The following is an 11,382-nucleotide window of genomic DNA, read 5'->3' on the forward strand; positions in this document are numbered from 1 at the left end:
GAATTGAGGTAATCCCAAGCGCAATAGCAATTGGTTCTTGATGATGAAGTAGGAATTAAACATTAAACCCACGTAAGTAGGTTTAAGTAGGTTTTAAATAACGGTTAAAGCACCGCACCCTCTAGAAAAATGCAGCGCTGGTCTTATGTTCAGGATGGCTGTTCAGCGGTGGCAATGTTCAGCTTTAAAGAGCATCCAACAGCTAGGCAAAAATGATGGGTTGGATAATCAACTTTTCACTCTTAACCTTTGTGGATCATAAAAAGGCAACTCCACCACTTTGGCTTTTAGGCGTTTTTTAAGACCATCCAGTTGTCCAACTTCGACAGCGGTGCCTGTTAGGGCATACTGCGGTGCAAGGCGGCACAGGGCAATCTGTTGTTGCAGCAAAGGGGAGTTGGCTGCACTGGTCACCACACCTACAGGAAAACGTCCAACATGGACCGGGTCGCCATGCTGGACCGCTTCATTGCCTTCCAGGACCAGGCCCATGAGTTTATGTCGGCTTTCCGGCGCCTGATTTTTCATGGCCTGTTTGCCGATAAAATCTTCTTCCTTGGTTTTCATTGGTACCGTGAAACCAATGCCGGCTTCATAGGGATTGGTTTCGGCTGAAAACTCATGCTGTGCAAAGATCAGCCCAGCTTCTATGCGCAATAAATCCAGGGCATCAAAACCGAGCGGAGCAATCTCATATTGCTGGCCTTCCTGCCAAACGGCATCCCAAAGCTGTTCGGCATGGCTAGGATGACACCAGACTTCAAAGCCCAGCTCACCGGTATAGCCGGTGCGTGATACCATGACCGGAATCCCGTCTGTACCGCCCAGCTTGCCGAGGGTAAAGTGGAACCATGCTAATTTTTCTACGCTTGGCTGATGTTCCGGCGTCCAGATCAGTTGCTGCAACAGCGCACGGCTGTGTGGACCTTGCACTGCAATATTGTGAATATGCCGGGATGAATTGCGGATGCTGACTTTATAGCCATGCTGCTGTGCCAGCTGTTTCAGCCAGGTTCCTGAATATTCATCACCACAAATCCAGCGGAAACAGTTTTCACCCATGCGGAAAATCGTGCCGTCATCCACCATGCCGCCTGTTTCCAGACAGGAGGCCGAGTAGGCAATTTCACCCACCGCCAGTCTGCGGATATTGCGGGTCAAGGCATACTGCATAAAAGCTTCTGCATCCGGGCCGGTAATTTCAAATTTGCGCAGCGCGCTTAAATCGATCATGGCGACCCTTTCACGGCAGGCCAGATATTCCGCTTTGGCACCCCAGCCGTCGTATTCATTGGCAATCCAATAGCCGTGGTACTCACTGATTTTTGAAGTAAGCGCTTGGATGCGCGGAAAAAATCCTGATGCTTGGGTCATGCGCGGCAGTTCCTCGGGGTCAATTCGATAATGCTGGGAGCGTGGGAAATGCTGATCCTGATCATAAATCCGGACCAGAATATCCGTCGGTACCCAGCCATTGGAAGGATCAATATCGTCAGGGCAGGCAGATGATGCACAGAGCAGATCACGGTGGGCACGCAGCAGGACATAATCTCCCGGTCTGGACCACGGTTCTGCCATGCTGATTGCACCGCAAGGTTCAACAAAGGTGTTGTAAAACAGGTTAATGGCAGGCCATGCATTGCGGCTTTGGATGCCAAAAGGCTGCAGAACCTGGTTAAAATTATCGGTGCAGGAAATATGGCCAAAGTAGCCGGAATCGTTATAGAACTTCGGACTGCAGGCACTCAGGAACATATCGTGCCGGCCCACGGTGTCTTGAACCACTTCGGCCAGTGCTTGCAGATCTGAGGCAAAAAACTTAGAGTGCAGCCCGGGAGCCGGGGTGGCATGCCCCAAAATGGTCCGGGTGGCCATGGCATCCAGACCCAGTTCTTGGCCCAGGGCCAAAGCCTGGGCATCAAAGGCCAAAAAATCGGAACACTGCTTGCCCGACAAGTCTATAATTTGAATCCATTGTCCTGCTTTAACGCTATACGTCCGTGCTGAAGCGCGTGGTATCAGAATTTCCTGCACCGGTTTGGCTAAAGGCTGCGGCAAATAATAATGCACGGGCTGGGCTTTAAATAGCGTCACTGGAACTTCATCTATGCAGTACTGCTGCTGTACATTCATGTCCAGGCCGGTATTCAGCACGATGACTTGAATTGCCGCCGATGCCTGAAAAATGTTCTTTCCAGGACTATGCAAGGTCAGCGCCTGCTCCAGCCAGTCAGGCTGTATAGCATGTTGTGCTAACTGCTGTTTCAGGCGCTGGCTAGAGGCGCTGGCCTGATTTAACTGTGCATGTGTAGCCCGAGCACCATTGGCCACTAGGTGGGATTCGGCCTGTAGTGCCTGTAGCAATTCTGGCTTAAGCTGCTGTTCTGTATTGAAAATCAGTAGATCAATACTCTGTTGTTCAGGTAAGTCAAATTGAATGCGATCACCCGCATCCAGGTCAAAAATGTGCATGCACTGTGCATCTGCGCGCAAATACAGTTCATGGATTGGCTGCTGCAGATGAATATATTCATCTGTCACTGCAGTGGCTAAAGCTGAAGTAAGCGTTCCCATAGATGAGCCCAAAGCGTCCCGCTGGTTCTGATGCTCTTCATTTCACACATATTCTGCTGGAACAGCAATTTCTCCAGAGGTATACCCTGAATAGGGTAGTGCTGGATGTTGGCATGATTCCTGCTCAAATAATTTAACTGTAAAGAATAATTCAGCAGCATGGCGCATCTTGCGAGTGAAGTGATGAATGACAGCAAAATAGAGACAGAGCGGGCCATAAACCAGGCAGGTGATTTAGATCAGACCCAACGGCTGCTTCGCCAGCGTGAATTGACGCTGTTTTATCTGCAGGCCAAATTAAAGCTGATGCAGATTCAGGATACCAAGGCCGAATTGCCACTTTTTCTGCAATGGCTGAAACAGCATTTTCCTGTGCCGGACTTGCCGGAATATTGTCTGGTGATGTGCTATCCCTTCACTCAGGAATGTTTCATTTTTCATGCCTTGGCGCAACCGCTGGCGCAGTCTGAGGTACGTCTGCTCCAAGAGCAGCTGCTACCGCGTTCTGTAGCGGTGATGCAGCAGGATGTGCCGCTGCTGCTGGGGCAGCATGATTGCCTCTCGCTGTTTACTGGACAGAATTTTGCAGTCTGGCGGGTCTATTTAAACTATTCGGCAGCCCAGCCGGTGGACGTGGAGCTACTGCAGCAGCTGGATCAGGCTTTGCAATCGGGCTTTCAGGAACGTGCGCTACAGCAGGAGCGCATACAAACCATATTGCAGCAGGAGCGGCGTGATTTTTCGGCTGACTTACATGACAGCATTGCGCAAATTATTGGATTCTTAAGGTTGAAATCCGCGCAGCTGAACCAGCAATGCAAACAGCAGCCTAGCTATGCACCGTTGCTGGAACAGACCGAGGAGCTGGCGGCTTATACCCATTATGCTTACCAGCAGGTGCGTGAATTAATTACCGCCTCACGCTTAACCTATCAGGAACTGGATTTTTTCACCGCGCTGAAAAAAATTATTGCCGAATTTGAACATCAGTCCAGTGTGGCTTTTGAACTGGATAACCGTGTCCCACAGCTGAAAGTCAGTGCCAGACAGTCGGTACAGTTGCTTTATATCATCCGTGAAAGCCTGAGCAATGTTGTGCGTCATGCTCACGCCAGTACAGCCGTCATTTCTGTAAAGCGCAATTTCACTCAGCAGCTGCACATTCAGATTGCAGATAATGGCCGCGGCATACAGGCAGGGCGGAAACGGCCGGACAGTTTCGGACTGGAAATTATGCAGGAACGAGCCGAACGGATTGGTGCTGTGCTCAGTATCCGCCCGAATCGGCCCTGCGGCACCTGCGTTGAACTGATATTAGACCTGAGCACTGGAGGGAAGTGAGATGAATAAAATTGCAGTCAGTATTGTAGATGACCATGCGCTGTTCAGGCGCGGTGTGGCGGATATTATCCGCCAGTCCGAGCATTTTGATGTACAGCAGGAATACAGCTGCGGATTAGCATTTCTGTCAGCACTGGACACCGCGAACATTGAATTGCTGCTGCTGGATGTACAGATGCCGCAGATGAGCGGCATTGAGGTACTAAAATGCATCCGGGAACGCAATGTCGATCTTAAAGTGATTATTTTAACTGCCAGCCTGGAGGACAGCATTGTATTGGATGCCATTCGTCTGGGTGCCAATGGCTTTTTGCCCAAAGATACCTTGCCGGAAGATATTCTGCTGCAACTGCATCAAGTCATGCAGGGCAAGACCGTATTGCACGCCGATGGGGTAGCTTTGCTGGCGCAGCAAGTCCGGCAGCAGACGGCACCCTTAGCCGCTGCCTTGCATAAAACCTCTGAACAGGTGCTATTGCAGCGCAAACTGCTGTCGGAAATGACGCAGCGGGAGCAGGAAACATTAAAGCTGATCGCCAAAGGATTGAACAATAAACTGATTGCCCGCGAATTAGGCATCAGTGACGGTACGGTAAAAGTCTATGTGAAAAGTCTGCTACGCAAACTGAATGTGCATTCACGGCTGGAGCTTTCCGTGTGGGTGCATCAGCAGCTTAACACTGCAGATTTTGATATTTATCCCTCGTCTTCCGTTTAAGGTTCACCGTGCGAGTAATACTGATATGTCGAAAATAGCGCTGCCTTCCAGCAAAGATGGGCTGAATATGGACTTGAATCAGGATTGGCCTGAACTGTTTGACCAGTTTGCCGATATTGCACTATTGCTGGATAGTCATGGCACGATTCAGCGCAGTAATCGTACCTGGCACAACTTGCTACAGCTGCAACCGGATGCTGCAGCACAGCGCTTACCCTTGAGCTACTGGCTGTATTCCGAAGATAGTTTGACCTTCCAATGTGCCCTCATGGCCGGACGGCCGTGTAAGCTGGCACTGCGCCTGTTAATCCCGGAACAGCCCTTGGTATGGTTTGATCTGTCATTGCAGCCGATCTGTGCCGGTGCCGGAAAAAACCAGTTGCGGGGATGGTGCATTTTAGGCACGGAGCAGACGCAAAAAATCCGGCAGCAAGAACTGCAGGATGCACAGCAGCGCAGTCTGCATGATTTGCTTTCGCGCCTGCCGGTCATGCTGTACCGTTCACGCAATGACTGGAACTGGACTATGGATTATGTCAGTAGCGGCTGTCAGCAGATAACCGGTTATCACAGTGAGCTGCTGATCAATACGCCGCGCTACGGACAGCTAATTTATTCCGATGACCAGCAGTATGTCTGGGACAGTATCCAGTTGGCTGTGCAGCATCATCGCGTATTTCATTTGCACTACCGCATTATTACTGCCCAGAACAGCATACAGCGGGTACAGGAAATCGGTCAGGGCCTGTATTCGCAAAGTGACATGGTACTGGGTCTGGAAGGCGCTGTATTTATCCAAAACTGAGGGCATGACTCCAGGTCAGTATCCCCTTGTGCATACCCCATCTGAGGAATTTCGAAATACTGTAGGCCTGTCTAAGGTAATGGCATCACGGCAGTTTTGTTTAAAACAGATCACATGGAGATTCACCATGAAACGAGTTGCAATTATTGGGGCAGGGCCAAGCGGGATGGCGCAACTGCGCGCTTTTCAATCTGCGCAAAGCAAGGGCATCGAAATTCCGGAAATGGTATGCTTTGAAAAGCAGGCCGACTGGGGTGGTCAATGGAATTATACCTGGCATACCGGCCTGGATAAACATGGTGAACCGGTGCATAGCAGCATGTACCGTTACCTGTGGTCGAATGGCCCGAAAGAATGTCTGGAATTTGCAGACTATACCTTTGATGAGCATTTTGGCCGGCCGATTGGTTCTTATCCTCCACGTGCCGTGCTGTGGGACTATATCAAAGGCCGGGTAGAAAAAGCCGATGTACGCAAATATGTCCGCTTCAACAGCGCGGTGCGCCATGTCGAGTTTCACCCGGACAGCAAGCAGTTTTCAGTGACGGTGCATAACCATGTCACCGACGAGATGTATACCGAGACTTTTGATTTTGTGGTGGTGGCTTCTGGACATTTTTCTACCCCCAAAATTCCTGAATATGAAGGTTTCGGCAGTTTTGGTGGGCGGATTTTACATGCCCATGACTTCCGCGATGCACTGGAATTTAAAGGGAAAAATGTACTGCTGGTCGGCAGCAGCTATTCTGCTGAAGATATCGGTTCACAATGCTATAAATATGGTGCGAAGCAGATTATCAGCTGTTACCGCAGTTCACCGATGGGCTATCACTGGCCTGAAAATTGGTCAGAGCGTCCGCAACTGCTGCGGGTCGATCAGACCCATGCCTATTTTGCCGATGGTAGTTCGGCCGAGATTGATGCCATTATTTTATGTACTGGCTATTTGCACAGTTTCCCTTTCATGTCGGAAAGCCTACGTCTAAAAACCGATAACATTCTCTATCCGCTGCACCTGTATCAGGGTGTGGTCTGGGAAGCCAATCCGCAGCTATTTTATTTAGGCATGCAGGATCAGTGGTATTCCTTCAATATGTTTGATGCACAGGCCTGGTATGCGCGCGATGTGATGCTGGGTAAAATTGCCTTGCCGAGTTTTGCCGAGATGCAGGCCGACACCCAAGCCTGGCATGAGGAAGAAAAAACCCTGCAGGATGCAGCAGCCATGTTCAAATTTCAAGGCGACTATATTATGCGCCTGATTGATCAGACCGATTATCCAAGCTTTGATATTGAAGCGGTGCGGCTGACCTTTTTGCAATGGAAAAAACACAAGCAAGAAAACATTATGGCCTTCCGTGACAATACTTACCGTTCATTGATGACCGGGACGATGGCAACGCCGCATCATACGCCCTGGATTGATGCCCTGGATGACTCCCTGGAGGCCTATTTACAGACCGAGGCCAACCTACAGCAAAAGGCAGGTTAGCACGGTCAATGCTTGACCCGTAACACTGCCGGGCAGCCCCATAACACATAGTAACAACCTGGCATACGTTTCTTCTGCAGCAGCTGGTTTCCAGCTGCTTTTTTTATTTCCGCATTAGCTTAAAAATCTCCCCCGCATATCGTGCTTTACCCCTTAGTGGGTATGATTTAGAGGGAATGGCCAGGCGGCGTAAAAACCTTTAAATATCTGATTATGTAGTTCTTATATGAGGTTTCTCAAATGATGGAAGCCATGCACAGTACCCCCAGATATGACACTGTAGAAACGCTGCACTGGAATGCACCCAAGTATGTTCTGGTGTTGCAGCATGCAGCATCGGCAGTGACCCGGAAATTAACCGAAATGAGCAAACAGCATCCGCAAACGGTGCAGCTGATGCTGGACAGTCAACAAGATCCAGCCTTGGCTGGCCTGCTGCATGAACTAGAGACAGTGCTGCAGCAGGAAAAGGCCGGCGTGCGTACCGTGGTCTGCGGTGATGAATCCTTTGTTTGGACAGTACAGCAGTGCCTGGTGGGTACGGGCTGCCTAGATGAGGAAATCAGCTTGATTGCGGATAGCTCCAGCCTGCAAAACCCGCGTAAAAAAGTCTACTGCGTGCACTGCGGTCATACCCAGAACACCGTTAAAGACGAGCTTTGTAGCTGTGAACAGTGTCAGGTCGAACTGCTGATCCGCAGTCATTTTTCTGAACGCCTTGGCGCCTATATGGGAGTCTGTGCCAATGCGCATCAACCTATGGGAGCACTCAGCGCATGAACCCAACCGTTCCTGTCCATGTAACCCGAATTTATCAAGTTACCCCGATGATTCGCGAATTTACCTTGGCCGCTTTAGATGCCCCCTTGCAGCCGTTTTCTTCCGGCAGTCATGTGATTGTACAGTTGCCAGTTGAAGGCCGCATCATCCGCAATGCATATTCATTGCTGAATGCCCCGTATGAGCAGCACCAGTATCAAATTGCGGTGCGCTTGCAGGAGAACTCGCGTGGCGGTTCGCAATACCTGCATGAAAACATCCAGGTGGGCGATACCCTAAATATTTCTGCGCCGCTGAATTTATTTTCCCTCAATTCTCAGGCCCAGCATCATGTATTTATTGCCGGCGGCATCGGCATTACCCCGTTCCTGTCGCATATGAAATACCTGCTGCATGCCGGGCACAGTTTTGAACTGCACTATGCCTGTCGTGACGGCATCAGCAATGCCTATGAAGATATGCTGATGCAGCTGTTTCATGACCAGGTACATATTTATTCGGAAAAAACCCAGCGCCGTTTGGATATAAACGCATTGCTGAGCCAGCAGTCCCTCGGCAGCCATGTCTATATTTGCGGGCCAGAGCGTCTGATTCATGCTGTTGTTGACTGTGCACAAATGCTGGGCTGGTCAAAAAAACGTGTGCATTGGGAAGCTTTTTCTTCGCCTGCACCGGGAGTCGCATTTGATGCCGTGCTCAGTAAAAGCCAGCGCCGTATTCATGTGCCCGGCGATTTTAGCCTGCTGGAAGCACTGGAACAAGAAGGCATTGAGGTACCCAATCTCTGCCGCGGCGGCGTATGCGGTCAATGTGCCACGTCCTACAGCCAAGGCGAGGTAGAACATCTGGATCATTATTTAACGGTGCAGGAGCGCTCGGCGCAGTTGATGCCTTGCGTTTCGCGTGCCAAACAAGGCCATTGCCTGCATTTAGACCTATAGCTTTGGGAGATTACGATGACGGTTCAATTTAACCCCAATGAAAATATGCATGATCAGTTTCACTACCATAACAGTGCAAAGGCGATTGCCCGTTTTCCTTTTCCATTTCCCGAAGACCAGTATATGTATTCGGTGAATATTGAGCCTGTTGTTTCAAGGCCGGATAGCATTTTTGAGCATTGGTTCGATGTAGATGAACATTATGTAACGGAAATGAACGAGCGCCGTTTAACCCTGGAAAAGGATCCGAAACGTTGCATTATCATGCCTCACATGCGTCAAGCAAGCTGGGACTTTTTGGAAATGGTGATGCTGCATTATGCGGAAGACTACCCTGAACATTTCCAGCTGGAGCGTGATGGCCTGAACTGGCACTGGGTCAATCAACCATTAAATATCGACGTCCATTTTATTTTTGGTCAGGCAGACAGCTTGCCGATGGAGCCGTTTGAATTTATCAGCCGTCAGTTCCAGGGCGATGTTGCCTTGCTGGATCAGCGTGATGGCGATTTGTTTATGGATACCGGCATGATCACCGGCCCTGCAGACTGGTCACTGAATTTTGATGCCGGCATGAGTTTTAAGCAATGGCACGCCCCTGTACCAAAACTGGCACATAACCTGGGGGTGTTTGAGCGCGCACTCAAATTCCTGCTCAACATTCAGGTTGGCCAGCCCTACCGACGTCTGAATTGGACAATGACCATCAATCCGCGTATGGATACTTCCTCGGAAACCTATCATTTATGGGGACATGAACGCGGTCTGGTCACTGCGGAAAATGCCGGTGAACTGGTGCATTTGCGGGTGGAGCTACAAACAATGCCGCGTCTGGCACGCAGCAATGCACTGCTGTTCAGTATCCGCACTTATCTGATTAGCCTGAATGATTTGACCCGCAACCCGGCATGGGCCAAGCGGCTATACCGCGTAATCCGCGATTTGCCTGAGCCGATCGCAGAATACAAGGGCATCAGTGAATATCGTGAACCGCTGGTGCAATGGCTCAGCCAGTTCGATGGCGTAGATGAATAACAGCTCAGTTTCAAAAATTAAGTAATCAGCACATTTTAAAATATTCAATAAGGAAGACCTGTATGGCAAACTCTTGGCGCATTTCTGCATTGGCAGCCCACCACCGTCAGCTCGGTTCAAAATTAGAAGACTGGAACGGCATGGGAACAGCATGGACCTATGATTCGGATATTGCAGATCACTATACGGCTATCCGCACCAAAGCCGGATTGATGGATGTTTCGGGCCTGAAAAAAGTCCATTATGTCGGCCCGCATGCGGAAAGCCTGCTGGAATATGCAACCACCCGCGACATTTCCAAATTGTATCCCGGCAAATCCGTGTATGCGACCATGCTGAATGAGCAAGGAAAATTTGTGGATGACTGCGTGATTTACCGTACCGGACCAAATGCCTTTATGGTGGTGCATGGCACAGGCATTGGCTATGAAATGCTGATTCGCTCAGCGGCTGGGCGTCAGGTTGCGGTACTGTTTGATGATGACCTGCATGATTTATCGCTGCAAGGGCCATTGGCCGTGGACTATTTAGCTCAACATGTCGCGGGCATTCGTGATTTGCCCTATTTTCACCATCTGCAAACCAAACTGTTTGGTGCGCCTGTCATGATTTCACGTACCGGCTATACCGGCGAACGCGGCTATGAAATTTTCTGTAAGGCGGCCGATGCACCGATGATCTGGGAAACCATTCTCAGTACCGGCGCTGAATATGGCATTATTCCCTGTTCATTTACCACGCTGGACTGGCTGCGTACAGAAAGTTATTTACTCTTCTTTCCGTATGATAATTCAGAATATTTCCCCTTCGAGAATGATGTCTGCGGCGACACCTTGTGGGAACTCGGCCTGGATTTCACGGTTTCACCGCATAAAGGCGAATTCCGCGGCTGCTATGAGCATCGCCGTTTAAAAGGCAAAGAACGCTTTAAAATCTTCGGTGTATTGCTGGAAGGCGATCAGGTGCCTGCAATGGGAGATACCTTATGGGACGGCAATCAGCAAGTGGGGGTCATTACCTGCGGTATGCATTCGCCGCTGACCGGTAAAACCGTGGCCATCGCACGTCTGGATGTGCCTTATGCAGAGCAGGGTAAAGCCCTGCAGGTCAAAGGCAGCCTGGAGGTAAATGCAATCGCGCATACCTTGCCATTTGATGATCCCGAGAAATTAAAACGTACCGCAAAAGGCTAAGTAGCCAGCAATCCACTCAGCCTAAAAAATCCTGCTAACTGCAGGATTTTTTTAGGTGTTCTATTTGACCCGTTTGAGCAGCCGATGAGTCTGGAGCTGAGCCTGCTTTAAACTGATGGGAAGCCGTTTTCCTATTCCCTTTTATTTGAATGACGCGCATGGACATGACCTGCGATGTAGACATGTAGCAAGTTGCAACACATCTCGAGAATAGCGGCATAGGTCATAGTCGTAGAAGGTATTTTAGAATCCTTGAACAAGGGCAGAAACGCTGCAACAGGCTTTCAGAGGGGTAGTCAGAATTGTACCCGGCTGGCAATAAAAGCGTTGAGTTCAGTCTTATCTTCATCGAGCGTAAGACCCCCACCGACAGTCAGGTGGGGGATATAAGCGAGTGACGATAGCCATAAAAAATCAAATATCGCCTTTATTACAGTGCTTTATTTTGCTATAATTCACCCATATTAATTCTTTTGTAAACAATGATTTAATGAATATTTCAC

Annotated in this window: 9 protein-coding genes; 8 read left to right on the forward strand and 1 reads right to left on the reverse strand. The window is 49.7% G+C overall.

What is annotated here, in order from left to right; all coding sequences use genetic code 11:
• Window positions 1-228: 228 nt before the first annotated feature.
• Entirely contained in the window at window positions 229-2,574 is a 2,346-nt protein-coding gene (locus ACE01T_RS15965) for a DUF1989 domain-containing protein (protein WP_395519661.1), read from the reverse strand.
• Between the two features lie 159 nt (window positions 2,575-2,733).
• Between ACE01T_RS15965 and ACE01T_RS15970 the strand changes: the two genes are divergently transcribed.
• From ACE01T_RS15970 to ACE01T_RS16005, 8 genes are all read left to right on the forward strand, one after another.
• Entirely contained in the window at window positions 2,734-3,915 is a 1,182-nt protein-coding gene (locus ACE01T_RS15970) for a sensor histidine kinase (protein ID WP_395519662.1), read from the forward strand.
• 1 nt (window position 3,916) lies between these two features.
• Window positions 3,917-4,633 carry a response regulator gene (locus ACE01T_RS15975; RefSeq protein WP_349929811.1) on the forward strand — a complete coding sequence of 239 codons (717 nt, stop codon included), beginning with the start codon at window positions 3,917-3,919 and terminating at the stop codon, window positions 4,631-4,633.
• A gap of 25 nt (window positions 4,634-4,658) precedes the next feature.
• Window positions 4,659-5,438, forward strand: coding sequence for a PAS domain-containing protein (locus ACE01T_RS15980; protein ID WP_395519663.1), 780 nt, complete (start codon window positions 4,659-4,661; stop codon window positions 5,436-5,438).
• A 127-nt stretch (window positions 5,439-5,565) separates the two neighbouring features.
• Entirely contained in the window at window positions 5,566-6,930 is a 1,365-nt protein-coding gene (locus ACE01T_RS15985; RefSeq protein ID WP_004704315.1) for a trimethylamine monooxygenase, read from the forward strand.
• 240 nt (window positions 6,931-7,170) lie between these two features.
• Window positions 7,171-7,710 (forward strand): dimethylamine monooxygenase subunit DmmA family protein, encoded by a 540-nt coding sequence (locus tag ACE01T_RS15990; RefSeq protein ID WP_004704312.1) that lies wholly within the window; start codon window positions 7,171-7,173, stop codon window positions 7,708-7,710.
• Window positions 7,707-8,651 carry a PDR/VanB family oxidoreductase gene (locus ACE01T_RS15995; protein WP_031953670.1) on the forward strand — a complete coding sequence of 315 codons (945 nt, stop codon included), beginning with the start codon at window positions 7,707-7,709 and terminating at the stop codon, window positions 8,649-8,651. The genes ACE01T_RS15990 and ACE01T_RS15995 overlap by 4 nt, the downstream gene beginning before the upstream one ends.
• 15 nt (window positions 8,652-8,666) lie before the next feature.
• Complete coding sequence (locus ACE01T_RS16000; RefSeq protein WP_086197620.1) at window positions 8,667-9,686, forward strand: heme-dependent oxidative N-demethylase family protein; 1,020 nt, start codon at window positions 8,667-8,669, stop codon at window positions 9,684-9,686.
• 62 nt (window positions 9,687-9,748) lie between these two features.
• Window positions 9,749-10,879: an aminomethyl transferase family protein gene (locus ACE01T_RS16005; RefSeq protein ID WP_004704305.1), complete on the forward strand. Its 1,131-nt coding sequence runs from the start codon at window positions 9,749-9,751 to the stop codon at window positions 10,877-10,879.
• Window positions 10,880-11,382: the final 503 nt, after the last annotated feature.

This window comes from Acinetobacter uliginosus, assembly GCF_044130295.1.
GTDB lineage: Bacteria > Pseudomonadota > Gammaproteobacteria > Pseudomonadales > Moraxellaceae > Acinetobacter.

Excerpts from the sequence above, each read along its gene's own strand:
- ACE01T_RS15965 (WP_395519661.1), bottom strand. The coding sequence starts at position 2,574 with ATGGGAACGCTTACTTCAGCTTTAGCCACTGCAGTGACAGATGAATAT.
- ACE01T_RS15970 (WP_395519662.1), top strand. The coding sequence starts at position 2,734 with ATGGCGCATCTTGCGAGTGAAGTGATGAATGACAGCAAAATAGAGACA.
- ACE01T_RS15975 (WP_349929811.1), top strand. The coding sequence starts at position 3,917 with ATGAATAAAATTGCAGTCAGTATTGTAGATGACCATGCGCTGTTCAGG.
- ACE01T_RS15980 (WP_395519663.1), top strand. The coding sequence starts at position 4,659 with ATGTCGAAAATAGCGCTGCCTTCCAGCAAAGATGGGCTGAATATGGAC.
- ACE01T_RS15985 (WP_004704315.1), top strand. The coding sequence starts at position 5,566 with ATGAAACGAGTTGCAATTATTGGGGCAGGGCCAAGCGGGATGGCGCAA.
- ACE01T_RS15990 (WP_004704312.1), top strand. The coding sequence starts at position 7,171 with ATGATGGAAGCCATGCACAGTACCCCCAGATATGACACTGTAGAAACG.
- ACE01T_RS15995 (WP_031953670.1), top strand. The coding sequence starts at position 7,707 with ATGAACCCAACCGTTCCTGTCCATGTAACCCGAATTTATCAAGTTACC.
- ACE01T_RS16000 (WP_086197620.1), top strand. The coding sequence starts at position 8,667 with ATGACGGTTCAATTTAACCCCAATGAAAATATGCATGATCAGTTTCAC.
- ACE01T_RS16005 (WP_004704305.1), top strand. The coding sequence starts at position 9,749 with ATGGCAAACTCTTGGCGCATTTCTGCATTGGCAGCCCACCACCGTCAG.